Consider the following 22,285-nt stretch of genomic DNA (forward strand, 5'->3'; position numbering starts at 1 on the left):
GGGGGAGAGTGGCCCCATGGCACACGCCCCCGCCGGTTCCGGACCGCGCCGCCGAGCCGTGCTGGCCGCCGCCCTCGCACCGCTCGCGGTGGCCGGCTGCACCACGCGGTCCGCGCGCCCGGCCCCGGGCCCCGAGGCCCTCCCCAAGGACGCCCTCGTCATGATCATCCGGAACGGTGAGCAGCCGCCCCCGGGGGACACCGGCGAGGACGACGACGGCACCGAACACCCCGGGTCCCTGGCCGGTCGGGGCGAGCGCCGCGCCGAGGAACTGCTGCGGCTGTTCCCCCCGGGCGCCCGGGCCCCGCTGCCCCGCCCGGCGACGCTCTTCGCGACCGGCGGCCCGGCCGCGCCCGCCCGTTGCAAGCAGACCGTCGAGCCGCTGGCCACCGCCCTGCACCTGCCCGTGCGCACCGAGTTCGCCGTCGGTGCGGAACCGGCCCTCGCGCAGGCGGTGCTGGCGTCGCGGATGCCCGTGCTCGTGTGCTGGGAGCACCCCGGCATCCCGCCCCTGGTCCGCGCCCTCGGCGCCCACCACGTGCTGGGGGTTCCTGCGGAGTGGCCCGACCGCCACGACCTCGTCTGGATGTTCACCCGCCACCAGGGCCGGTGGAGCTTCCGCGAACTGCCCCAGCACCTGCTGCCCGGCGACGCCTGAGGAACCCCCGTTGCGCGGCAGTGCTCGATCCAGCCGTGTTCCGAGCATGCATTGACATGTTCTCGACACTGAGCTGCACTTGTGCACCGTCCCGCTCTGCGGCCACAGCCGGCTGGAGGCAGCCCATGCGCCTGCTCAGATTCCTGATCGCCGCCGCCTGCGCGGTGTTCGCGCTGACCCTGCCCGGCGCCGCCCCGTCCCAGGCGGCCGTCGCGGCCGCGCCGCAGACCGTACCGGCCCTTCGGCAATGGACGGCCGGCACCGGCGCGTACACCTTCACCGGAACCTCCCGCATCGCCGTCGACCCCGCCCACACCGCCCAGCTCGCCGACGAAGCGGCCACCTTCGCGGAAGACCTGCGCGCGCTGACCGGACGCAGCGTCTCCGTCGTCACCGGGAGCGCCGCCCCCGGGGACATCGGGCTCACCCTCGGTGACCCCGCCCTGCCCGCCGAGGGCTACCGGATGACCGTCGGCACGTCCCTCACCGTCCAGGCCGCCACCGACACCGGCGCCTTCAACGGCACCCGCAGCATCCTTCAACTCCTGCGCCAATCCACGACGGTGCCGGCGGGCACGGCGGTCGACTGGCCCGCCAAGGCGGAGCGCGGCCTCATGGTCGACCAGGGGCGCAAGTTCTTCACCGTCGACTGGCTCAAGCAGCACATCAAGGAACTGGCCTACCTCAAGCTCAACACCTTCCACTTCCACCTCTCCGACACCTTCGGCTTCCGCCTCGAAAGCTCCACGCACCCGGAGATCGTCTCCACCGACCACTATACCAAGCAGGACATCACCGACCTCATCGCCCTCGGCCGCAAGTACCACGTCACCATCGTCCCGGAGATAGACACCCCCGGACACATGAACGCGTTGCTGGCCGCGCACCCCGAACTGCGGCTCAAGAGCAGCTCCGGCGCCCTCAGCCCCGACTTCATCGACCTCTCGCTCCCCGCCTCGTACACGCTGATCAAGGATCTGATCACCGAGTACCTGCCCCTGTTCCCGGGGCCGTACTGGCACATCGGCGCCGACGAGTACGTCATCGACTACGCCGCATACCCGCAGCTCCTCGGCTACGCCCGCGCCCACTACGGCGCGAACGCCACCGCCAAGGACACCTTCTACGGGTTCGTCAACTGGGCTGACGCCCTCGTGCGGGCCGGCGGCAAGACCACCCGCATGTGGAACGACGGAATCAAATCCGGCGACGGAACGCTCACCCCGAACCCGGGCATCGTCGTCGAATACTGGTACAGCTACGGCCTCACCCCGCAGCAGCTGGCCGCCGCCGGGCACACCGTCGCCAACGACTCCTGGACGCCCACCTATTACGTCCTCGGCGGCGCCAAACCGGACACGAAGTGGATGTACGAGACCTGGACCGCGGACCGCTTCGAGGGCGGCGCCACCCTCGCGGACCCGGCGAAGAACCCGGGCTCGCTGCTGCACGTCTGGTGCGACAATCCCACCGCCGAGAGCGAGGACCAGATCGCCGCGGGCATCATGTACCCGCTGCGAGCCCTGGCCCAGCAGACCTGGGGCTCACCCAAGCCGGTCGCGGCGTACGCCGGCTTCACCCCGATCGTCGCCGCCGTGGGCCACAACCCCGCCTGGTCCGGCGCCGCCCAGCCGGGCAACCTGGCCCTGGGCCGCCCGACCACCGCCTCCAGCACCGAGACGGCGAACTTCCCCGCGGCCGCCGCCACCGACGGCGATCCCGCAACCCGCTGGTCCAGCGCCTACGCCGACCCGCAATGGCTCCAGGTCGACCTCGGCTCCGCTCGGCGCGTGAACCGCGTGGTGCTGCGCTGGGAGACGGCGTACGGGAAGTCCTTCCAGATCCAGCTCTCCGACGACGGCGCCACCTGGCGCACCGTCTACGCCACCGGCACCGGGGCGGGCGCGGTCCAGGACCTGACGGGCCTGACCGGAACCGGCCGCTACATCCGCGTCTACGGAACCCAGCGCGGCACCGGGTACGGCTACTCCCTCTACGAGTTCGAGGTGTACGGGGACCCCCTGGGCGGCGCCCGCACCCTCACCGCGGCCGGCAAGGCCCTCGACGACCCGGGCAGCTCCACCGCCTCCGGCACCCCGCTGATCACCTGGACACCGCACGGCGGCGCCAACCAGCAGTGGCGGCTGGACCCCGACGGCGCCGGCGGCTACACCCTCGTCAACGGCGCCTCCACCCTCTGCGCGGACGTCCCGGGCAGCGGGACGGGAGCGGCCGTCGTCCAGGCGGCCTGCACCGGCGGCGACAGCCAGCGCTGGCAGCTCACCGCCCTCGCCGCCGGCGGCTACTCGGTGGTCAACAAGAAGAGCGCGCTCCTGCTGACGACCGCCTCGGGTGTGGACGGAGCACCCGTCACCCAGCAGCCGGCCCAGGACTCGCCCTACCAGCAGTGGCAGATCACCTGAGAGCCGGTTACGCCGTCCCCAGCGCCCGGGCGAGGTAGCGGGCGGTCACGCTGCCCGGCGCCCGGGCCACGGACGCCGGGGTTCCGGCCGCCACCACGCGTCCGCCGTCCGCCCCGCCGCCCGGGCCCAGGTCGATGACCCAGTCCGCGCCCGCGACGACCTCCATGTCGTGTTCCACGACCACCACCGAGTGTCCGGCCTCCACCAGCCCGTGCAACTGCCGCAGCAGCACCCGCACATCGGCCGGATGCAGTCCCGTCGTCGGCTCGTCCAGGAGGTACAGCGTGTGGTCGCGGCGCAGCCTCTGGAGCTCCGTCGCCAGCTTGATCCGCTGCGCCTCGCCGCCCGACAACTCCGTCGCGGGCTGCCCCAGCCGCAGGTAGCCCAGTCCGATGTCCTCCAGCGCCCGCAGGCTGCGCGCCGCCGCCGGGACCCCCGCGAAGAACGCCGACGCCGACTCCACCGTCAGGCCCAGCACCTCCGCGATGTTCAGCCCCTCGTACCGCACCTCCAGCGTCTCGGAGTTGTACCGCGCGCCGCCGCACTCGGGGCAGGGGGCGTACGTACTGGGCAGGAACAGCAGCTCCACCGACACGAAGCCCTCGCCCTGGCAGGTCTCGCAGCGGCCGCCCGGCACGTTGAAGGAGAACCGCCCTGCCTTCCAGCCCCGCTCCCGCGCCTGCGGCGACGCGGTGAAGAGCCTGCGCACCACATCGAACAACCCGGTGTACGTCGCCAGGTTGGAGCGCGGGGTACGTCCGATCGGCTTCTGGTCCACCTCCACCAGCCGCCGCACCGGGAACTCCCGGTCCGCGAGCCGCTCCCCGACCTCCCCGGCCAGCGCCTGCCCGACCAGCGTGGACTTCCCCGACCCGGACACTCCGGTGACTGCCGTGAACACGCCCAGCGGGAACTCCGCGTCCACACCCCGCAGATTGTGCCGCTCGATCCCGCTGAGCCGGACCGTGCCCGTCGCGGTGCGCGCCGCCCGGGCCGGGGCCGGTCCACCCGTGCCGAACAGGTGCCGGGCCGTCGCCGACCGCTCCACCGCGGCCAGCGCCTGCGGCGGCCCGCTGTGCAGCACCCGCCCGCCGTGTTCCCCGGCCAGCGGCCCGACGTCCACCAGCCAGTCCGCGTGCCGCACCACCTCCAGGTCGTGCTCCACCACGAACACCGTGTTCCCCGCCGCCTTGAGCCGGTCCAGCACGCCGAGCAGCGCCTCCGTGTCGGCGGGGTGCAGCCCCGCCGACGGCTCGTCCAGCACGTACACCACCCCGAACAGCCCCGACCGCAGCTGCGTCGCCAGCCGCAGCCGCTGCAATTCGCCCGCAGACAGCGACGGCGCGCTCCGGTCCAGGCTCAGGTAGCCAAGACCCAGCTCGGTGACCGGCCCGATCCGCGCCCGCAGGTCCTCGACGAGTACCCGCGCCGCCTCCCCGGCCGCGGGCGTGGACGCCAGCACCTCGTCCAGCTCGGTCAGCGCCAGCGCCGCCAGCTCCGCGATGGTCCGCCCCGCGAAGGTCACGGCGAGGGCCTCGGGACGAAGCCTGCGGCCCTCGCATACCGGGCACGGCGAGTCGGCGAGGAACTTCTCGGCGCGGGCGCGCAGCGAGGCGCTCTTGCTGTCGGCGAAGGTCCGCATCACATAGCGGTGGGCGCTCATGTACGTTCCCTGATAGGGGCGTTGGATGCGGTCGGCGTCCCGTACCGGGTGCACCGTGACCACCGGCTGCTCCTCGGTGAACAGGATCCATTCGCGGTCCTCGGCGGGCAGCTCCCGCCAGGGCGCGTCCACGTCGTGCCCGAGCGCTTCCAGGATGTCCCGCAGGTTCTTGCCCTGCCAGGCACCGGGCCAGGCCGCGATCGCACCCTGCCGGATCGACAGCTCCGGGTCGGGTACGAGGAGTTCCTCGCTCGTGCGGTGGATGCGGCCGATGCCGTGGCAGGAGGGGCAGGCCCCGGCCGCCGTGTTGGGGGAGAAGGAGTCGGAGTCGAGCCGCTCCGCGCCCGGCGGGTAGGTGCCCGCCCGCGAGTACAGCATCCGCAGCGAGTTGGACAGCATCGTCACCGTCCCGACCGAGGACCGGGAACCGGGCGAAGAACGCCGCTGCTCTAGCGAGACCGCGGGCGGCAGCCCCGTGACGGAGTCCACCTTCGGGGCGCCGATCTGGTGGATGAGCCGTCGGGCGTACGGGGCCACGGACTCGAAGTAACGCCGCTGCGCCTCGGCGTAGAGGGTGCCGAAGGCGAGGGAGCTCTTGCCGGAACCGGAGACGCCGGTGAAGACGGTGAGGGCGTCGCGCGGGATGTCCACGTCGACGCCGCGCAGGTTGTGCTCCCGGGCGCCCCGCACCCGTACGTAAGGGTCGCGGGCGTCGGTCTCCGGAGCGGTGTGGGGGTGCATTCGTCCCAGTTTAGGGGGCGTCGTCGTCGGCCCTGGTGGGCAGGCCCGCCAGGGCGGCCAGCCTGCCGAGCGAATCCAGCAGCGCCGTGCGGTCGTACGTGGAGGTCGTCACCAGCAGCTCGTCGGCGCCCAGCGCCCCGGCGATCCCGGTCAGCTCCTCGGCTACCTGCTCCTCGGTGCCGTGGACATGCCCCTGGAGCGCGCCCTCGTACAGCTCGCGCTCCTTGGCGGTCATCTCCAGCGCCTCGATGTCCCCGGCCGGGATCAGGGGCGGGAAACTCCCCCGGGTGCGGGAGTACGCCAGGGCCCACGCCTCCGGGAGCAGGATCCGCCGGGCGGCTTCCTCGGTGGCCGCGACCGCCACCGTTCCCGAGACCACCACGTACGGCCGCGCACCCCAGGGGGAGGGCCGGAATTCCTCGCGGTACGCCGCCACGGCCTGCGCGACCCGGTCGCGGGCCCTCAGGTCGCCCACCACCACCGGCAGCCCGGCCCGGGCGGCGATCCGCGCACCCTCGCCCGTGGCCAGTACGTACGCCGGGATCCGCAGCCCCTCCGCCGGGCGGGCGTGCACCTCGGGGTATGCCTGCTGGGTCCCGTCGAGCCAGCCCAGGAGCTCCGCGAGCTGCTCCTCGAACCGGTCCGCTTCCCCGGTGCCACGGCCCAGGGCCCGCCGGATCCCGTCGGTGAAGCCGACCGAGCGTCCCACGCCCATGTCGATGCGGCCGGGGAACAGCGCCTCCAGCACCCCGAACTGCTCGGCGACGACCATCGGCTGGTGATTGGGCAGCATCACCCCGCCGGTACCGACCCGGATCCGGCGGGTGGAGGCGGCCACGGCCGCGGCCAGCACGGTGGGCGCGGAACCCGCGACGCCCGGCACGCTGTGGTGCTCGGACACCCAGAAGCGGTGGTAGCCGAGCCGCTCCGCCTCGCGCGCGAGGTCCACGGTGTCCCGCAGGGCCTGCGGGTCGGGGTGCCCCTGGCGGGTGCGGGACCGGTCGAGTATCGAGATGCGGGGGATCACACACCTCTCAACGCCGCCGGGCCGCCAGGATTCCCGAAGCCCGTAGGCTTGCGGCCATGTCCCGTGAGAGCGCCCACCGCCGGCCGCTGGCCGTCTTCGACATCGACAACACCCTGTCCGACACCGGCCACCGCCAGCACTTCCTGGAGCGCCGCCCGCGCGACTGGGACGGCTTCTTCGGCGCCGCCCCGGCCGATCCGCCGCTCGCGCGCGGGGTGGCCCTGGCGGTGGAGAGCGCCGCCGACTGCGAGGTGGTGTACCTGACCGGACGGCCCGAGCGCTGCCGGAAGGACACCGTCGAATGGCTGGCGCGGCACGGGCTGCCCGAGGGCCGGCTGTGGATGCGCGGCGACCGGGACCGCCGCCCCGCCCGGACGACCAAGCTGGAGGTGCTCGGCCGGATCGCCCGGGGCCGCGAGGTCCGGATGCTCGTGGACGACGACGAACTCGTCTGCCAGGCCGCCCGCGAGGCCGGCTTCCGGGTGGTACCGGCCGACTGGGCCGCGGACGCCCCGGAACTCACCGCCGCCCAGGAAACCGAGGGCCGCACCTGACGCACCCGACGCAAGAGTGCGGGGCAGTCGAAGCGGACCCGCACGAGTGCGCGGTGATGCGGCTGGCTCCGACGGAGGCAGAAACAGGTGGCAGTTGCTCAGGATTTATTGCGCAACAAATACTGAACATCTACGGTTGCGGTATGGCTGAACACTCGTCACGTCCCGTGACCACCGCGGCCGCATTGCGCGCTCTCGCGCAGCCGTTGCGCCTGCGGATCTTCTACGCCCTCGCGGCGCACCCCATGGCCACCTCCACCTTGTTGGCCAACGAGCTGGACCAGAAGGTGCCCCTGGTCAGCTATCACCTTGCCCAGCTGAACCGGTACGGGCTCATCGAGGAAGCCCCCAACCACGGTGGAGACGGCCGCGAACGCTGGTGGAAGGTCGTCGAGGGCGGCTTGCGCCTCTCAGCCAAGGATCTGGCTGCCGAACCGGGTGCCGAGGTTGCCGCCAAGACGCTCGGCCAGGTCGTCGTCGCACGCCACATCGAGATCCTTGAGAAGCACATGCAATCGGACGGCACGCATGGAGCGGACGGCCAAGAGCATTCCTTCAACAGCGACATGACGCTGCGGCTGAGCCCGGGGCAGCTCGACTCGCTCCACGCGGAGTTCACCGCGCTTCTGGACCGCTACGCCAAGGAACAGGCGGCACCCGGTGAAGGCGAGCGTTTCGTGGTCATCGTCCACGGAATCCCGTATCAACCGTGACAGCGACTGCCGCATTACCCCCGCTGAGCAAAGGACTCAAAGACCCCCGACTCCTCGCCTGGCTCGGCGGCGAAGCTCTCTCGCAATTCGGCGATCAGTTCTTCATCGTCGCACTCGCCGTCGCCGCCGTGCAGTCGGGCGGCGCCACTGGCGCGGGTCTGATCCTCGCGTCAGCGCGCTGCCCAAGGTCGGTCTGCTACTGGCCGGAGGCAGTCTCGTCGACCGGCTAGGGCCCCGCAGACTGATGCTCGGCAGCGACACGGCGCGGCTGCTCCTGATGGCCGGACTCGCCCTGTACGCCACTGCGGTTCACCCAGGCACTCTCACACTCGCCACCGTGGCATGCGTCTTCGGCGTCTTCGATGCCGTGTTCGAACCGGCGGCCAACACCCTGCCCGTCCACCTTGTGGAGGGGAACGAACTGGCCCGCCTCCAAGGTCTGCGTACCAGCCTGTCCAGAGCCGCGACCATCGCAGGAGGCCCGGCCGGCGGACTGACCGCCGGAGCCGGCGGTATCGCACTCTCCCTGGGGATCAACGCCGCCACATTCGGCATATCCGCCATCGCCCTGTGGTTCCTGCACGTGCCCAACCCTCCGACCTCGCCCTCCGCACGCTCCGGGCTGTGGCAGGAAACATTGGGCGGCTTGAGATACGCCCTCTCCCACCCCCTCCTGCGCAGCGCTCTGCTCCTCATGGCCGCCCTGGAGTTCAGCTTGACCGGCGCCGTCAACGTCGGGGTACCACTCATCGCGGAAGAACGCGGCTGGGGAGCGTTCGGCATCGGCCTGATCAACAGCGCGTTCGGAGCGGGCGCCATCCTGGGCCCGTTGTCGATGGTCTTCCTCACGAACTACGTCAACCGTGCCGGACCACTGATCCTGGCCTGTGCGGTGCTCGGTACCTCCTGCTTCGGAACTGTCGGGTCAACGTCCCGGCTCACCGTCGCTGCCGCGGTCGCCGCCGGCCTCGGACTCACCATCGGATTCGTCGCAGCCATGATCATCCCTTTGATCCAGCGGAGCAGCGATCCAAAATTCCTTGGCCGGGTGATGAGCCTCATGGCTCTCGCCCTGACAGGCCTGACACCACTTTCCATGGCCCTCACCGGCCTGACCGTCGGCCGCTTCGGCCCAGCCACTGCAATGGCCGGCTGCGCGATCCTCGCAGGCGCCGCCAGCGTGGGCGCGCTGTTCAGCAGATCACTCCGCCAGGCCAGCCTGTGACAGCCGCTGGTGGTGGTGGGACGGAGGCCCTCCGCCAGGGTGGCCGGCGGAAAGGCTGATCACGAACACATCGCGGGCGACGAGGCCCCGTCACTCCTCGTCGTCGAGTCGGAAGCCGACCTTCAAGCCCACCTGGTAGTGGGCGACCTCACCGTTCTCGATGTGCCCCCGCATCTGCGTGACCTCGAACCAGTCCAGGTTGCGCAGCTTGGCGCCCGCTCGTGCGATGCCGTTGCGGATGGCCTGGTCGATGCCCTCGTGGGAGGTGCCGACGATCTCGGTCACCCGGTACGTGTGGTGGGACATGGGCGTCTCCCGACAGTGGTCGCTATTGCCTGGTACTACGTTGCCCCAGTAAGGCCGCTCCCGCGAACTTTGCGCCGGTGGCCCGGCCAGGAGGCGCCGAAGCCCGGCCGCGCCGCCCGGTGCGCCCGCGGCCCTCCGAGCACCGAGTTCAGCGTCCGCACATCCCGCCGCCGCTGAGCGGTCATGTCGAATCCAGCCGGTCACGGAAGAAGTAAAGGAGCCAGGCCGCCGACCTGCCGGCCTGGCCTTCGTGCCCGGATCAGGAGCAGCCATGACCATCGCCCCCCTGTCCCCGTCCCCCCTCGCATCCCCCGCATCCCCGGCTTCCCCCGCCACCGCCCCCCGCTACGCCGTCCGGCTCGCCCGCGACGAGGACGAGGTGCGTGCCGCCCAGCGGCTGCGCCACCTCGTCTTCGCCGGAGAGTTCGGCGCCCGGCTGGACGGACCCGAGCCGGGGATCGACGCCGACGCCTTCGACGCCTACTGCGACCACCTCCTGGTGGTGGACGAGAACACCGGGCAGGTCGTCGGCACCTACCGGCTGCTGCCCCCCGAACGCGCCGCGGTCGCCGGCCGCCTCTACTCCGAGACCGAATTCGACCTGACGGCGCTCGCCCCCATCCGCCCCGACCTCGTCGAAGTCGGCCGCTCCTGCGTCCACCCCGACCACCGCAACGGCGCCGTCATCGCCCTCATCTGGGCCGGCCTCGCCCGCTACATGGACCGCTCCGGCCACAACTGGCTCGCCGGCTGCTGCTCCGTCCCGCTGGCCGACGGGGGCGTCCTGGCCGCGGCCACGCGCGCGAACGTGCTGACCCGCCACCTGGCCCCCGAGGAATACCGGGTCACCCCCCACCTGCCCTGGAACCCCGAAGGCATCGCCTTCCCCGACCGCACCGAACTGCCCCCGCTGCTGCGCGGCTACCTGCGCCTGGGTGCCTGGGTCTGCGGCGAGCCGGCCCTCGACGCCGGTTTCGGTTGCGCCGACCTGTACGTGCTGCTGTCACTTCGCCGGACCAACCCGCGCTACCTGAACCACTTCCTCTCGCTCGCCCCGGGCGCATGAGCGTCTGGCTGCCCACCGCGCCCTGCACCCCCGAGGCCTGCGCCGGCCACGAGGGGCGGGTGGCGAGCGTCCCGCACGCGGTGGCGAGACTCGTCTGCGCCACCGCCCTGATGCTGCTCGCGGTCCTGGCCGCGCCACCGGTCCGGCTCCTGCCGCAGCGCCCCCGCCACGCCCTGGTCCGGGCCTGGGCGGCCGCACTGGTGGGGGCCCTCGGGGTACGGATCACCGTGCACGGCAGCCCCGGGCCCGACGGCGGCCGCCTCATCGTCGCCAACCACATCTCCTGGCTGGACATCCCCCTCGTCGCCGCCGCCCTGCCCTGCCGGATGCTGGCCAAGAGCGAGATCGGCACCTGGCCCGTACTCGGCCGCCTCGCCGCCCGCGCCGGAACCCTGTTCATCGAACGCGACCGGATCAGGGCCCTGCCCCGCACCGTGGACGCCGTCACCCGGTCCCTGCTCGCCGCAGACCGCGTGACCGTGTTCCCCGAAGGCTCGACCTGGTGCGGGCGCGCCCAGGGGCCCTTCCGGCGGGCCGCGTTCCAGGCGGCGCTGGACGCACGGGTACCCGTACAGCCGGTGCGGCTCGCCTACCGGCTCGGGGCGCAGGGGGGCCTCGCCGCGGCGCCCGCCTTCGTCGGGGACGACCCGCTGACCGCCTCGCTCTGGCGGATCGCCCGGGCCCGCGGGATCCGCGCCGAGGTGCGGCTGCTGCCGCGGATCCCGCCGGGCCGTCACCCGGACCGGCGGGACCTCGCCGCGGCAGCCGAGCAAGCCGTACGCGGCGAGGTGGGGCAGCCGACGCTGCCGGGCGTTCCGGCTCAGCCCTCCCGGGCGCCGGCCACCGACAGGGACACCGCGAAACGGTCCTCCGCGTCCGTCCACCACTGCGTCAGCTCAAGCCCCGCCGCGGCCAGTTCGCGCCGCAGACCCTCCTGACGGAACTTCGCGGAGATCTCCGTCAGGATCTCCTCTCCCTCCTCGAAGGGCACGACCAGATCCAGTGCCCGGATCTTCACCAGCACCTCCGACCGGGCCCGCAACCGCATCTCGATCCATTCCTGCTCCCGGTTCCACACCGCCACGTGCTCGAAGTCGGCGGTGTGGAAATCAGCGCCCAACTCCCGGTCGATCACCGCCAGTACGTTCTTGTTGAACTCGGCCGTCACCCCCTGGGAGTCGTCGTACGCGGCCACCAGCACCGCCTCGTCCTTCACCAGGTCCGTCCCCATCAGCAGCGCGTCACCCGGCGACAGCATCGCCCGCACGGACGCCAGGAACGCGGCGCGCTCCGGCGGCCGCAGGTTACCGACCGTGCCGCCCAGGAACACCACCAGCCGCGGACCGGCCGACTCCGGCAGGCGCAGCGGTTGGGTGAAGTCCGCCAGCAGGGCGTGCACCCGCAGCCCCGGATGCTCCGCCAGCAGCGTCTGCGCCGCACCCCGCAGCGCGCTCTCGCTGACGTCCACCGGGATGTACGTCTCCAGCGCGGGCATCGCCTCGATCAGGTGGCGCGTCTTCTCCGAGGAACCGGAACCCAGCTCCACCAGCGTGCGCGCGCCGCTCTCCGCCGCGATCTCGCGGGCCCGACCCAGCAGGATCTCCCGCTCGGCGCGCGTCGGATAGTACTCGGGCAACCGCGTGATCTCCTCGAACAGTTCACTGCCCCGGGCGTCGTAGAACCACTTGGGCGGCAGCTCCTTCGGCGAGCGGGTCAGGCCGTCGCGCACGTCCGCCCGCAGCGCGGTGTCCGCGGAGTGCTCGTCGAGGGTCCGGGTCAACTGGAAATCATTCACGACAGACTCTCCTTGAGCGGGGTCAGATCGACCCGGGTGGGGGTGGCGGTCAACAACGTGCGGTCGTCCACCTCGGTCCAGCGGCTGTCCTCGTCGTACGGTTCGGACGCCACGACCGTGCGCCCGGCCTCCGGATCGGACAGGTACCACAGGGAGTCGCCCCACGCGGTCGCGGCGATGCCCCTCCCGTCCGTCAGCAGCAGGTTCAGCCGGGAGCCGGGGGAAGCGGCGGCCAGCTCCCGCACCGGCCCCGCGAGGGCCTCGCCGAGAGCGGCCCCCTCCCGCAGCCGGCGCAGCACCAGAGCCCATATCAGCGCCGAATCGGTACGCGCGGACAGCTGGAGCAGCTCGTGCGGCGGCAGAGCAGCCGCCAGCGGGCCCGCCGCGTCCGGCCAGTCGCGTATCGCCCCGTTGTGGCTGAACAGCCAGGGCCCCGACGCGAACGGCGAGGCCGCCGCCTCCCCGTCCGCCCCGGCCAGCGTGGCGTCCCGGACGGCGGCCAGCGCCGCCGTGCTGCGCACCACCCGGGCCAGGTCGGCGAAGGTCAGATCGCCCCAGACGGGGCCGGAACGGCGGTAGCGGGCCGGGACCGGATCGTCCTCGGCGTACCAGCCGACGCCGAAGCCGTCCGCGTTGATCGTGCCGTACCGCTGGCGGCGCGGTGCGTACGACTGCCGGACCAGCGAGTACTCGGGCTCGCTGAGCAGCCGCCCCAGGCACACCGATGGGCCGAGATAAGCGAGATGACGGCACATCAGACACCACCGCCGCGCGCGGTTCGGAAGCCGGCGAAGATCTGCCGGCGGACCGGCAGGTCCCAGTTGCGGAAGGTGCCCCGGCAGGCCACCGGGTCGACGGCGAAGGACCCGCCGCGCAGCACCTTGTGCTCCGGGCCGAAGAACACCTCCGAGTACTCGCGGTACGGGAACGCCCGGAACCCCGGGTAGGGCAGGAAGTCCGAGGCGGTCCACTCCCAGACGTCGCCGATCAGCTGGCGCACCCCGAGCGGGGAAGCGCCGGCCGGGTAGCTGCCCGCCGGGGCAGGGCGCAGGTGGCGCTGGCCCAGGTTGGCGTGCGCGGGCGTCGGGTCGCCGTCGCCCCACGGGTAGCGGGCGGAGCGCCCGGTGCGGGGGTCGTGGCGGGCCGCCTTCTCCCACTCCGCCTCGGTGGGCAGCCGGCGGCCCGCCCAGCGGGCGTAGGCGTCGGCCTCGTACCAGCTGACGTGCAGCACCGGCTCGTCGTCCGGGACGGGCTCGGTGACGCCGAAGCGGCGGCGCAGCCAGATCCCGCCCTCCCGGTGCCAGAACAGCGGGGCCTCGATTCCGTGCGCGCGGATCTGCTCCCAGCCCTCGGCGGCCCACCAGCGGGGCTCCCGGTAGCCGCCGTCCGCCATGAACGCCTGGTAGGCGGCGTTGGTGACCGGCGCCGTGTCGATCCAGAACGGTGCGACGTCGCGGATGTGCGCGGGCCGCTCGTTGTCGAGGGACCACGGCTCCGTGGACGTCCCCATCGTGAAAGGGCCGCCCGGCACGAGGACTTCGGCTGTCGCGGGCGGCGGCCCTTGCGGAGGATCGGGGTCGGGCGCGGCCAGCACGGGCGCTCCGCGCCGCAGCTGATGGGTGATCAGCATCGTCTCGTCGTGCTGCTGTTCGTGCTGGGCGATCATGCCGAAGGCGAACCCGCCGTCCAGGAGCGGGGTGCCCTCGAAGGCAGTGCGATCCAGCAGGTCGAAGACCCGCCCCCGCACCTCCGCCGCGTACCGGCGGGCCTCCCCGGGCCCCAGCAGCGGCAGCTTCGGGCGTTCGGAGCGAGGATGCCGGAACGCGTCGTAGAGCGGGTCGATCTCGGGCCGCAGGGACTCACGCCCGGCCACCCGGCGCAGCAGCCACAGCTCCTCCTGGTTCCCGATGTGCGCGAGGTCCCAGACCAGCGGCGACATCAGCGGGGAGTGCTGCGCCGTCAGGTCTTCGTCGGACACGGCATCGGTGAGCGCGGCGGTACGGGCCCGGGCGGCGGTCAGCGCGGCGGCGGCCCGCTCACGCGAGCCGGTGGGGGTGGATTCGGTGGTCACGGTCGCGTTTCCTTCCCGGCGGGCTGCCGCTGGTCCTGGTCGTCGGCCGGGCAGCGGCCGCGCCGTACGTAGCGCTCGGCGAAGGCGCCGACCGTGTCGCTGACGTGGGTGTTCACCCCGAGCCGGGGCAACGCCTCCGCGGCTGCCGCGAAGCAGGCGACGGCGGCCGCACGCAGATCCGGGTCTGCCAGCCCCGCCCGGGCGGCGGTCCGCCACAGCCGGTTACGGGGTGCGCGCCGGCCCCCGTACGCGTCGGCCAGCGCCTTCACCACCCGGTAGGCGGTCTCCGCGGCCTCGGGGTCGTCGAACAGCGCGTGCGTGACTGCCACCGGAACCAGCCAGCCGTCCTCACCGGGCTGGGCGTCGATCATCCGCAGCTCCAGGTGGCCGCGCGGCCGGACCGGCGGGAACAGCGTCGTCAGGTGGTAGTCCAGATCCGCCCGGGTCGGCGGCCGGGGCCCTCCGGTGCGTAGCCAGTCGCGGAACGTCAGCCCGTCCGGGGCCTGCCAGGACGGCCCGGATGAGCGTACGCACATCACCTCGGTGTCCAGCGCGTGCCGGGTCCAGGCGTCGCGCGGCTCCGCGTCCAGCGGCGGGGCGAGCGCGCGCCGCGCGTCGATGTCGCTCCAGATCCCCTGCCGGGCGCACCGCCAGTCGGCGTACGGCCCCTCGTACGCCGGGGAGTTGGCGAACGCCGCCACCAGCACCGCGCCCAGCAGGTGCGCCAGCCGCCAGCGGCGGCCGTGCCCGAGCGGGCCGGGCTCCTCCAGGCCGGCGTCCACGCAGACCTGTACGGAGGCGGAGGCGCACATCATGGCCCGCCCGGCGGGGCCGGTGCGGTCGAAGTAGCTCTCCATGGCCCGGTACCGCGGGCTGTCGAGGAGGCGGCGGTACGGGCGCCGCGGGTCACGGCCGAGACCGCGCAGGGCCAGGCCCTGCGCGCCGAGGGCGCCACGGACGGCCGTCAGGTCGGCCTGGAGGCCGTCCACGCAGGCGGTGAGGGAGCGGGCGGGGGCGGAGCTGAGCTCCAGCTGGCCGCCGGGCTCGACGGTGAACCGCGACCGCAGCGGCAGGGCCCCCGCGGCGTCGTGCGCCGCGGTCAGCCGGTCGGCGTCCAGCGGTATCCAGGGGCGCTCGGCGTCCACCACCAGCCATTCGAGCTCGGCGCCGACCAGGCGCGGCGGGCCGGTCTTGAAGCAGATGCCGTGGACCAGGTCCTCGGCGGCGGCCTCGGAGAGGGGGACTTCGGGAGGGGGCTGGCAGGGCGGAGCGGTCGAGTCCTGGTGCATGACCGGAACCTCATCTCCTGTCGTCGGCCGTCACCTGTCGACGGCTCGGGTGTCACCCGTGCCTACCCGCCGGCCCGGCACAAATTCCCTTGCCGTCAGCGCGTCCTGCGCCACAGGATCGCGGCGTGAGCAGCAGATTGCGTGAGATCGCGCGCCATAACGCGATCATTTCGGCGGCCGGTGGTTACCGGACGCGCTCCGGGCGGCAGGTCTCCCTGGCCGCCGCCCTGGCGGAGGCCAAGGCAGGAACCAGGATATATGGACCAAACCGGGTCATTCCAAGCGATGAGCCGAAGGGCGGTCCCGGCCGGACCGTCGTGGAGGTCACCGGGGAGAGCAGCACGGCCGCCGCCCGCAGGCTCGCCGGCGACCCCGGCGAAGAGCCCCCGGTCGCGGTCCTGTGCTTCGCCTCGGCCCGCAATCCCGGGGGCGGCTACATCAGGGGGGCCAAGGCCCAGGAGGAGGCGCTGTGCCGCGCCTCGGCGCTCTACGAGACCTTGCTGGAGGCGCCGGAGTACTACGAGGTGCACCGCGCCGGCCGCAGCACCTTCTACACCGACCGGGTGATTCACTCGCCCGGGGTGCCCGTCTTCCGCGACGACCGGGGCGAACTGCTGGAGATCCCGTACCGGGCCGGATTCCTCACCTCCCCGGCGCCGAACGCGGGCACGATCCGCCGCCAGGAGCCGGATCGCGCGCACGAGATACCGGACGTGCTCGCCCGGAGGGCCGAACGGGTGCTGGAGGTCGCCGCACTGCACCGCTACCGGCGGCTGGTGCTCGGCGCGTGGGGCTGCGGGGTGTTCCGCAACGACCCCCACGAGGTCGCCGAGGCCTTCCGGGCGCTGCTCGCCGGGCGCTTCGCCGGCGCCTTCGAGCAGGTGGTGTTCGGCGTCCTGGACCGGGATCCGGGGCCGCGGGAGGCCTTCGAGCAGGCCTTCGCGGGATTCGGCCGCAGGGGAGGGGAACCGGCCGCGCAGGCATCCGAGTAGGGCAAGCGGCGCAGCGGCCACCATTCGTATGAATTTCCGGAGAGTCCGTACGCGGGTGCGGGGACACGCCGGGACGCATCGGCTAACCCTGTCACGTCATGACGGCGCCCCTCACTTCCCTCCCCACTCCACTCCACCACGGCTGGACGCAGGACGACGGCGCGGGGGCCCACCTGGGTACTGAGAGGAACACAAGCGAATGAAGAAGCGTCTCGTGCTCGCCGGATCCGCTGTGGTGGCAAGCCTGGGCCTGGCCGTCGCGGCAGCTCCGGCTGTGGCCGTGGCCCAGCCCCTGAACCTCAACGTGCGGTGCGGTGACGTCGCCGGGCTCATCGCCGCCGTCACACAGGCGAACGCCAATCCCGACGGCGCGACGATCACCCTCGCCCACCGCTGCGTCTACCGCTTCACGACGGGCACCGCCGGCAACGCGCTGCCCCCCATCACCAGCAGGGTCACCATCAAGGGCATGGACTCCAGCCTGATCCGCTCCACGGCGGCGGTCAACTTCTTCCGGCTGCTGAGCGTGGCCCCGACCGGCGAACTGACGCTGAAGGGCCTCGTCGTCAACGGGGGCCGCGCCCTCACGAACGGCGGCGGCATCAACAACCAGGGCACCCTTCTGGTGGAGGACAGCACCCTCTCCGGAAACCAGGCCGCGTTGAACGGCGGCGCCATCTACAACGACAGTGGCCGCGTCACGGTGGTCGACAGCAAGCTCCTGACCAACATCGCCATCGCGGTCGACGGCGGTGCCCTCTTCAACACGACGAGCGGCAGCGTCACGCTGAAGAAGTCGACCGTCGCGGGCAACACGTCCAGCATCAACGGCGGCGGCGTCGCGAACGTCGGCGCGCTCCGCGTACTGGACCACAGCGTGTTCACCCACAACGAGGCGCATGACGGCAACGGCGGTGCCATCAGCAACACCGGCCCCACCGCCCACACCACGCTCAACGACAGCAAGTTCACCGCGAACTGGGCCGGCTTCGACGGCGGCGCCGTCTACAACGGCTTGCGTGCGGTGCTGGAGGCCCGCGAGACCGTCTTCGACCTGAACAAGGCCGGCCGCGACGGCGGCGCCATCGACAACGAAGGCACCGCACTCCTGGACCGGATCAAGGTCGAGAAGAACTCCGCCGGCCGCAACGGCGGCGGCATCAACAACTGGGTGTCCGGCCAGCCCGCCGCGCGGGTCAACCTCGTCCGCAGCCTCGTCGTACAGAACCGGGCGGCCGAGAGCGGTGGCGGCATCAACAACGACGTGAACGGGCTCGTGGAGCTCCGGGACGACAGGATCATCCACAACCTGCCCACCAACTGCGCCGGCAACGTCGCGCAGTGCATCGGCTGACGGGCTGAGCGACCGACCTCTTGAGCGGCCGGCTGACCGGCCGACCTGCTGAGCGGCCGGACGGCCGGCGGCCCCGCCCGAACAACGGGCGGGGCCGCCGTGCCGGTTGGCGCCCCTGCCGGCAGACGCGCCGCACGGCTACTGCCAGCCGTAGCGCTCCCGCAGCCGGTTCACCACCAGCTGGAACCGTCCCCGGTCCAGCGCGCACGCCTCGCGGCGCATGCCCGACTCGTGCACCCGCAGCACCCGGTCCACATCCACCCAGGACTCCCGCCCCGCGCCGTCCCACGGGCCAGTGCCGATCGGCACCCACTCCCGGTCCCGGTCGTGCCGCTTGCTGGACAGCTGCACCGCGAGCAACGTGTTCCGGCCCGCCTCCCGCGCGACCACCAGCACGGGCCGGTCCTTGCCGCGCCCGTCGTTCTCCTCGAAGGGGACCCACGTCCAGACGATCTCCCCGGGGTCGGGATCGCCGTCCTTGTCGGGGGCGTACGAGGTCCGCACGGGTCCGATGGCGTGCGGATCGGCCTCGGTGGTGGCCGTCTCCCCGCCCCGCCCGGGCTGCTCGACGTGGCTGTTGCCCTGCTGCGAAAGTGCCGTCATGCCGGTGAGGTTACTGCCCGCGGGCGGCCCGTCCTACGGCGCCGGGACCAGCCCGTCGGCCACCAGCCCCGCCAGCACCGCCTCACCCAGGGCCATGACCGCGGACTGGGGGCGGACCATCACCGTGATCTCCTCGATGCGCCCGTCCGCATCGAGGTGCAGCAGGTCGATGCCGTGGATCTGCCTGCCGTTCACCGTGGCCCGGAAGACCAGCACTGCGGCGGGCGACTCGGTGTCCTCCCGCCCCGCGCCGGTTTCGGCGGCGCCGTCGAGCCGGCCGACGTAGCGGAAGTCCTCGAAGGTGCGCAGCAGAACGCCGAACAGGCCGAGGACCATCGGCCTGCCTTCGAACGGCGTGAACTTCACCGGGCTGTACAGCCGTACGTCCTCGGTGAACAGCTCCCCGATGGCGGTCAGGTCACGGCTGTCGACGGCGGAGCGGAAGCGGTCGGCGGTGGTCATCGTGGCACACTCCTCAATCTGATTAGTCATTTTCTTGACTATCATGAGTCCGGCACCCCTGACCAGAGGAAGGAGGCGGCCCGATGGCTCTGCGCCACGCCGTCCTGGCGGCCCTGCTCGACGAGGAGCTGAGCGGATACCAGCTGGCCAAGGCGTTCGACATGGGCGTGGCGAACTTCTGGCACGCGCTCCCGCAGCAGCTGTACGCCGAACTGGCCAAACTCGAACACGAAGGCCTGATCGCCGGCCGCGAGGTGGTTCAGGAGACCAGACCGAACAAGCGCCTGTTCAAGGTCACCCGCGCCGGACTCGGCGAACTCGAACGCTTCGCCGCGGCCGCCACCAAGCCCTCCTTCATCCGCGACGACCTGCTGGTGAAGGTCCAGGCAGCCGACCACGTGAACGCCGACGCGCTGGTGGCCCAGCTCACCGAACGCATCACCTTCGCCGAAGCCAAGATCGACCTGTTCGAAGCCCTCCTGCGCACGATGCGCGGGGACCTCGCCGAGGAGGAGTTCCTGCTCCGCGGCGACCGCGTCGGCCCCTACCTGACCTGCCTGCGCGGCCTGTCCTTCGAACGGGCCAACCGGGACTGGTACGAGCGCACGGTGACGGTCCTGAGGGAACGGGCGGGGCGGTAGGCCCTGCGGGCACTACCGCGAGCGCCTACTCCGCCGTCCGCCGCCGCATGAACCGGGCCCCCGCCGCGTCATGCGCGTCCCGCAGGAGCCGTAGCACCGTGCCCGTCGTGCGCTCACCGGGGTTGACGACGCAGATCCAGCCGAGCGCGCCGTACACGGGGTGCGGCAGCAGGCGGTCGGCGGCGGTGAAGTCGTACGGCCCGTCCCCGGTGAGTCCACGGGACGCCGCACGGCCGACATGGACGTTCACACGCCAGCGGCCCGGAGGATCGAGGTCGGAGGCCGTGTCGTCAGGGTAGTCCTTGGTGACGATCGTCCCGTACGGCTGGACGTTCACCGGCATCCGCCCGTCGGGTGCGTGGTAGAAGAACGCGTCCCCCCATGCCACCTCGGGGAAAGCGCCGCCCGGCTCCGGGACGACGACCAGCGCACCGGCGAAGCCCCGCACGGTCGTGATGATCTGTTCCATACTCATGGTTCAAGCATCACCTTCAAGTGCTTATGTGGGGTTGGGATGGGCGAGGGCCTGCGGACCGTCGATGTCGCCAGGGATTCGGGCTACTCGGTGCAACAGGTCCGGGACCTGGAGCGGCTCGGCGTCCTTCCCCCCGCCACCCGGTCGGACAACGGCTACCGGTCCTACACGCCGCTCCACGTGCAGGCGCTGCGGGCCTACCGCGGGCTCGCGAGGGCGGTGGGCGCAGTGGAGGCCCGACGGCTGCTCCAGGATTTGAGGACGGCGCCCGTCGCCGAGGCCGCGGCGGCCATCGGCGCGGTACACGTACGGCTCGCCCGCGAACGGGACGAGGCGCTCCGCGCGCAGCAGGCGTTGCGTGCGATCGAGGGCGAGACCGGGGCGGAGGGGGCGGACAGCGAGCGGGAGGGCGACGCGATGACGATCACCGAGCTGGCCGGCGCCCTGAACCTGCGCACCTCGACCCTCCGGTTCTGGGAGGAGGAAGGGCTCGTCACGCCAGAGCGCGTGACGTCGCTGCGGGCGCGTCGCTACGGACTTGCGGCCATCCGGGCGGCCCGGATCGTCGCGGCCCTGCGCGGGGCCGGCTACGGGGTTCCGGCCGTCCGGGAGGTCATGGACTCCCTGCACCGGCTCGGTGGCCCGGAGGAAACGCGGCGCATCCTGAGCCGGCGGCTCGACGGGATCGCTGCGCGGAGCGTTGCGTTGTTGCGGGCCGGTGCGGATCTGGCGGCCGTCGTGACGTCCGCCGAAGGGCCGCCGGCGACCACGTAGCCGCTGGGCCGCCGTCCACGTAGCCGCTGGGCCGCCCCATGTGGCGCGCGCCCGCCGGCCCACCGGCCCAACGCCCTCCCCAGAGCGGCGCGTTCTGCGGCGCCTGCCGGCGGCCCGTGCCCGGCCGATGCGCCAGACGCCCCGCTGGGGAACCTGCGGAGCGATCGGCGGCCCCGGTGGGTGGGCCCCCTCGCTGCGCTCGGGGCTTTCTGGGGCTCCGCCCCAGGCCCCGCGCCTCAAACGCCGGCGAGGCCGGATTTTGGCGGCGTCAAGTCCCCGGGGAAGCCCAAGCACCTGCCCAACACTGCTCAGGCGAACGCCCCGCAGCCGACCGGCCTGCCCACCCACAGCATGTAACGCCAGGCCGGGATTTGTTTCAGGCCAACCGCCAACACCCCGTGCGCACGCGGTCTGCAAAGATTCCAGGGCAATGCCTCAGACACCGAACACCCAAACCGCCGACACCACATCCGCCGTACCCACCAGTGCCGACGTCGCCCGCCTCGCCGGGGTGTCGCGCGCGACGGTCTCGTACGTGCTGAACAACGCCGAAGCCGTACGCATCAGCGAGCCGACCCGCCGCAAGGTGCGGGAAGCCGCAGAGGAGCTGGGTTACGTACCGCACGCCGCCGCGCGCAGCCTGCGGGCCGGGCACACCCGGATCGTGCTGCTGCCCACCTCCCAGGTACCCGTCGGCCCGCTCTACAGCGCCTTCCTCGACGAACTCCAGCGGGCCCTGCGCCGCCTCGACTACACCGTCGTGCAGTACGGCAGCCTCGGCCTCACCGGGGACGAGGCCGCTCGCTCCTGGGCCGAGCTGCGCCCCGTCGCGGTGATCTCGCTCGGGGAGGTCGACCTCTGCGCGCGCGACGTCGACACGCTCAAACGGGCCGGTGCCCGCGCGGTGATAACGCTGGGGCCCGGACGGGTGCCGGGGGCGCACGCGCTGGTCATGGACCAGGCGGAGGTGGGCGCCCGGGCGGCCGCCCACCTGGTCGAGCGGGGCCGGCGGCGGATCGGGGTCGTGGTCCCGCGGGAGGAGGGGCTGGGTCTCTTCTCCGGGCCGCGGCTCGCGGGAGCCCGTTCGGTGGCGTCCGCCGAGGTGGAGCCGTTGCCGCTCGCCTACACCGAGGCGTCGGCCGCCGCCCTCGCGGCCCGCTGGCCGTCACTGGGGCTGGATGGTGTCTTCGCGTACAACGACGACTACGCGGCGCTGCTGATGCGGGCCCTCCAGGACGCCGGTCTGCGCGTCCCCGAGGACGTGGCCGTCATCGGCGCCGACGACCTCCTGATCGGGAGGCTGCTGCGCCCCCGGCTCAGTACGGTGCAGATCGCGATGCCCACCGGGGAGCACCTGGCCGCCCTCGTGGACCGCGCTGTGCGGGAACCGTCCCACCTCACCGAGCGGCGCGACCTGCTGACGGCCGTGGCGGTGGGGCGCGAGTCCACCTGA

At 72.6% G+C, this 22,285-nt stretch carries 22 protein-coding genes; 12 read left to right on the top strand and 10 right to left on the bottom strand.

Going from position 1 to position 22,285, the window contains the following annotated elements; all coding sequences use genetic code 11:
• Nucleotides 1-16: 16 nt before the first annotated feature.
• Together ACIA6C_RS23095 and ACIA6C_RS23100 are read left to right on the top strand one after the other, a co-directional pair.
• Nucleotides 17-658: a hypothetical protein gene (locus ACIA6C_RS23095; RefSeq protein WP_399278489.1), complete on the top strand. Its 642-nt coding sequence runs from the start codon at nt 17-19 to the stop codon at nt 656-658.
• A gap of 125 nt (nt 659-783) precedes the next feature.
• On the top strand, nt 784-3,081 hold the full coding sequence (locus ACIA6C_RS23100) for a family 20 glycosylhydrolase (protein WP_399278491.1): 2,298 nt from the start codon (nt 784-786) through the stop codon (nt 3,079-3,081).
• A gap of 7 nt (nt 3,082-3,088) precedes the next feature.
• Here the strand turns inward: ACIA6C_RS23100 and ACIA6C_RS23105 are convergent, their stop codons facing one another.
• Both ACIA6C_RS23105 and ACIA6C_RS23110 read right to left on the bottom strand, forming a co-directional pair.
• Nucleotides 3,089-5,485 (bottom strand): ABC transporter, encoded by a 2,397-nt coding sequence (locus ACIA6C_RS23105; RefSeq protein ID WP_399278493.1) that lies wholly within the window; start codon nt 5,483-5,485, stop codon nt 3,089-3,091.
• Nucleotides 5,486-5,495: 10 nt separating this feature from the next.
• Nucleotides 5,496-6,512, bottom strand: a complete 1,017-nt coding sequence (locus tag ACIA6C_RS23110; protein WP_399278495.1) for an LLM class flavin-dependent oxidoreductase — start codon at nt 6,510-6,512, stop codon at nt 5,496-5,498.
• A gap of 56 nt (nt 6,513-6,568) precedes the next feature.
• Here ACIA6C_RS23110 and ACIA6C_RS23115 point away from each other — a divergent pair, with 56 nt between their 5' ends.
• The 3 genes from ACIA6C_RS23115 (at nt 6,569) to ACIA6C_RS23125 (ending at nt 9,004) form a co-directional block, all read left to right on the top strand.
• On the top strand, nt 6,569-7,066 hold the full coding sequence (locus ACIA6C_RS23115) for a hypothetical protein (RefSeq protein WP_399278497.1): 498 nt from the start codon (nt 6,569-6,571) through the stop codon (nt 7,064-7,066).
• A 143-nt stretch (nt 7,067-7,209) separates the two neighbouring features.
• Nucleotides 7,210-7,779, top strand: coding sequence for a helix-turn-helix domain-containing protein (locus ACIA6C_RS23120; RefSeq protein WP_399278499.1), 570 nt, complete (start codon nt 7,210-7,212; stop codon nt 7,777-7,779).
• Nucleotides 7,727-9,004, top strand: coding sequence for an MFS transporter (locus tag ACIA6C_RS23125; protein WP_399278501.1), 1,278 nt, complete (start codon nt 7,727-7,729; stop codon nt 9,002-9,004). The genes ACIA6C_RS23120 and ACIA6C_RS23125 overlap by 53 nt, the downstream gene beginning before the upstream one ends.
• 90 nt (nt 9,005-9,094) lie before the next feature.
• On the opposite strand, the gene ACIA6C_RS23130 is transcribed toward ACIA6C_RS23125, so the two are convergent.
• Complete coding sequence (locus ACIA6C_RS23130; RefSeq protein WP_399278503.1) at nt 9,095-9,310, bottom strand: dodecin; 216 nt, start codon at nt 9,308-9,310, stop codon at nt 9,095-9,097.
• A 271-nt stretch (nt 9,311-9,581) separates the two neighbouring features.
• Here ACIA6C_RS23130 and ACIA6C_RS23135 point away from each other — a divergent pair, with 271 nt between their 5' ends.
• Nucleotides 9,582-10,376, top strand: coding sequence for a GNAT family N-acetyltransferase (locus ACIA6C_RS23135; RefSeq protein WP_399278505.1), 795 nt, complete (start codon nt 9,582-9,584; stop codon nt 10,374-10,376).
• Nucleotides 10,373-11,314: a lysophospholipid acyltransferase family protein gene (locus ACIA6C_RS23140; protein ID WP_399278507.1), complete on the top strand. Its 942-nt coding sequence runs from the start codon at nt 10,373-10,375 to the stop codon at nt 11,312-11,314. The genes ACIA6C_RS23135 and ACIA6C_RS23140 overlap by 4 nt, the downstream gene beginning before the upstream one ends.
• On the opposite strand, the gene egtD is transcribed toward ACIA6C_RS23140, so the two are convergent.
• The 4 genes from egtD to egtA are packed head-to-tail and all read right to left on the bottom strand — an operon-like array spanning nt 11,197 to nt 15,531.
• Nucleotides 11,197-12,171 carry an L-histidine N(alpha)-methyltransferase gene (gene egtD, locus ACIA6C_RS23145; RefSeq protein ID WP_366080247.1) on the bottom strand — a complete coding sequence of 325 codons (975 nt, stop codon included), beginning with the start codon at nt 12,169-12,171 and terminating at the stop codon, nt 11,197-11,199. The genes ACIA6C_RS23140 and egtD overlap by 118 nt on opposite strands.
• The gene (egtC, locus tag ACIA6C_RS23150; RefSeq protein ID WP_399278509.1) at nt 12,168-12,926 is read right to left on the bottom strand and encodes an ergothioneine biosynthesis protein EgtC; all 759 of its coding nucleotides are present in this window, start codon (nt 12,924-12,926) and stop codon (nt 12,168-12,170) included. The genes egtD and egtC overlap by 4 nt, the downstream gene beginning before the upstream one ends.
• Complete coding sequence (gene egtB, locus ACIA6C_RS23155) at nt 12,926-14,242, bottom strand: ergothioneine biosynthesis protein EgtB (RefSeq protein ID WP_399278511.1); 1,317 nt, start codon at nt 14,240-14,242, stop codon at nt 12,926-12,928. The genes egtC and egtB overlap by 1 nt, the downstream gene beginning before the upstream one ends.
• Nucleotides 14,239-15,531, bottom strand: coding sequence for an ergothioneine biosynthesis glutamate--cysteine ligase EgtA (egtA, locus tag ACIA6C_RS23160; RefSeq protein ID WP_399278513.1), 1,293 nt, complete (start codon nt 15,529-15,531; stop codon nt 14,239-14,241). Before egtA ends, egtB begins: the two co-directional genes overlap by 4 nt.
• A 125-nt stretch (nt 15,532-15,656) precedes the next feature.
• Between egtA and ACIA6C_RS23165 the strand changes: the two genes are divergently transcribed.
• Together ACIA6C_RS23165 and ACIA6C_RS23170 are read left to right on the top strand one after the other, a co-directional pair.
• Nucleotides 15,657-16,523: a TIGR02452 family protein gene (locus tag ACIA6C_RS23165; protein ID WP_399278515.1), complete on the top strand. Its 867-nt coding sequence runs from the start codon at nt 15,657-15,659 to the stop codon at nt 16,521-16,523.
• A 199-nt stretch (nt 16,524-16,722) separates the two neighbouring features.
• Nucleotides 16,723-17,877 carry a hypothetical protein gene (locus ACIA6C_RS23170; protein WP_399278517.1) on the top strand — a complete coding sequence of 385 codons (1,155 nt, stop codon included), beginning with the start codon at nt 16,723-16,725 and terminating at the stop codon, nt 17,875-17,877.
• Between the two features lie 138 nt (nt 17,878-18,015).
• Here ACIA6C_RS23170 and ACIA6C_RS23175 read toward each other — a convergent pair whose 3' ends face one another.
• Nucleotides 18,016-18,480, bottom strand: a complete 465-nt coding sequence (locus tag ACIA6C_RS23175) for a type II toxin-antitoxin system PemK/MazF family toxin (protein ID WP_361132237.1) — start codon at nt 18,478-18,480, stop codon at nt 18,016-18,018.
• A gap of 33 nt (nt 18,481-18,513) precedes the next feature.
• Entirely contained in the window at nt 18,514-18,942 is a 429-nt protein-coding gene (locus ACIA6C_RS23180; RefSeq protein ID WP_399278708.1) for a nuclear transport factor 2 family protein, read from the bottom strand.
• A gap of 83 nt (nt 18,943-19,025) precedes the next feature.
• Here ACIA6C_RS23180 and ACIA6C_RS23185 point away from each other — a divergent pair, with 83 nt between their 5' ends.
• Nucleotides 19,026-19,583, top strand: coding sequence for a PadR family transcriptional regulator (locus tag ACIA6C_RS23185; RefSeq protein WP_399278519.1), 558 nt, complete (start codon nt 19,026-19,028; stop codon nt 19,581-19,583).
• 25 nt (nt 19,584-19,608) lie between these two features.
• On the opposite strand, the gene ACIA6C_RS23190 is transcribed toward ACIA6C_RS23185, so the two are convergent.
• The gene (locus ACIA6C_RS23190) at nt 19,609-20,052 is read right to left on the bottom strand and encodes a DUF6194 family protein (RefSeq protein WP_399278710.1); all 444 of its coding nucleotides are present in this window, start codon (nt 20,050-20,052) and stop codon (nt 19,609-19,611) included.
• A 45-nt stretch (nt 20,053-20,097) separates the two neighbouring features.
• Between ACIA6C_RS23190 and ACIA6C_RS23195 the strand changes: the two genes are divergently transcribed.
• Together ACIA6C_RS23195 and ACIA6C_RS23200 are read left to right on the top strand one after the other, a co-directional pair.
• Nucleotides 20,098-20,832 carry a MerR family transcriptional regulator gene (locus tag ACIA6C_RS23195; RefSeq protein WP_399278521.1) on the top strand — a complete coding sequence of 245 codons (735 nt, stop codon included), beginning with the start codon at nt 20,098-20,100 and terminating at the stop codon, nt 20,830-20,832.
• A gap of 430 nt (nt 20,833-21,262) precedes the next feature.
• Complete coding sequence (locus tag ACIA6C_RS23200; RefSeq protein ID WP_399278523.1) at nt 21,263-22,285, top strand: LacI family DNA-binding transcriptional regulator; 1,023 nt, start codon at nt 21,263-21,265, stop codon at nt 22,283-22,285.

The sequence above is a fragment of the Streptomyces sp. NPDC051578 genome, from assembly GCF_044454045.1.
Lineage (GTDB): Bacteria > Actinomycetota > Actinomycetes > Streptomycetales > Streptomycetaceae > Streptomyces.

Bases quoted from the DNA above. Each gene is read 5' to 3' on its own strand.
- ACIA6C_RS23095 (WP_399278489.1), top strand. From the start codon at position 17: ATGGCACACGCCCCCGCCGGTTCCGGACCGCGCCGCCGAGCCGTGCTG.
- ACIA6C_RS23100 (WP_399278491.1), top strand. From the start codon at position 784: ATGCGCCTGCTCAGATTCCTGATCGCCGCCGCCTGCGCGGTGTTCGCG.
- ACIA6C_RS23105 (WP_399278493.1), bottom strand. From the start codon at position 5,485: ATGCACCCCCACACCGCTCCGGAGACCGACGCCCGCGACCCTTACGTA.
- ACIA6C_RS23115 (WP_399278497.1), top strand. From the start codon at position 6,569: ATGTCCCGTGAGAGCGCCCACCGCCGGCCGCTGGCCGTCTTCGACATC.
- ACIA6C_RS23120 (WP_399278499.1), top strand. From the start codon at position 7,210: ATGGCTGAACACTCGTCACGTCCCGTGACCACCGCGGCCGCATTGCGC.
- ACIA6C_RS23130 (WP_399278503.1), bottom strand. From the start codon at position 9,310: ATGTCCCACCACACGTACCGGGTGACCGAGATCGTCGGCACCTCCCAC.
- ACIA6C_RS23135 (WP_399278505.1), top strand. From the start codon at position 9,582: ATGACCATCGCCCCCCTGTCCCCGTCCCCCCTCGCATCCCCCGCATCC.
- ACIA6C_RS23140 (WP_399278507.1), top strand. From the start codon at position 10,373: ATGAGCGTCTGGCTGCCCACCGCGCCCTGCACCCCCGAGGCCTGCGCC.
- egtC (WP_399278509.1), bottom strand. From the start codon at position 12,926: ATGTGCCGTCATCTCGCTTATCTCGGCCCATCGGTGTGCCTGGGGCGG.
- egtA (WP_399278513.1), bottom strand. From the start codon at position 15,531: ATGCACCAGGACTCGACCGCTCCGCCCTGCCAGCCCCCTCCCGAAGTC.
- ACIA6C_RS23170 (WP_399278517.1), top strand. From the start codon at position 16,723: ATGAAGAAGCGTCTCGTGCTCGCCGGATCCGCTGTGGTGGCAAGCCTG.
- ACIA6C_RS23175 (WP_361132237.1), bottom strand. From the start codon at position 18,480: ATGACGGCACTTTCGCAGCAGGGCAACAGCCACGTCGAGCAGCCCGGG.
- ACIA6C_RS23180 (WP_399278708.1), bottom strand. From the start codon at position 18,942: ATGACCACCGCCGACCGCTTCCGCTCCGCCGTCGACAGCCGTGACCTG.
- ACIA6C_RS23185 (WP_399278519.1), top strand. From the start codon at position 19,026: ATGGCTCTGCGCCACGCCGTCCTGGCGGCCCTGCTCGACGAGGAGCTG.
- ACIA6C_RS23190 (WP_399278710.1), bottom strand. From the start codon at position 20,052: ATGGAACAGATCATCACGACCGTGCGGGGCTTCGCCGGTGCGCTGGTC.
- ACIA6C_RS23195 (WP_399278521.1), top strand. From the start codon at position 20,098: ATGGGCGAGGGCCTGCGGACCGTCGATGTCGCCAGGGATTCGGGCTAC.
- ACIA6C_RS23200 (WP_399278523.1), top strand. From the start codon at position 21,263: ATGCCTCAGACACCGAACACCCAAACCGCCGACACCACATCCGCCGTA.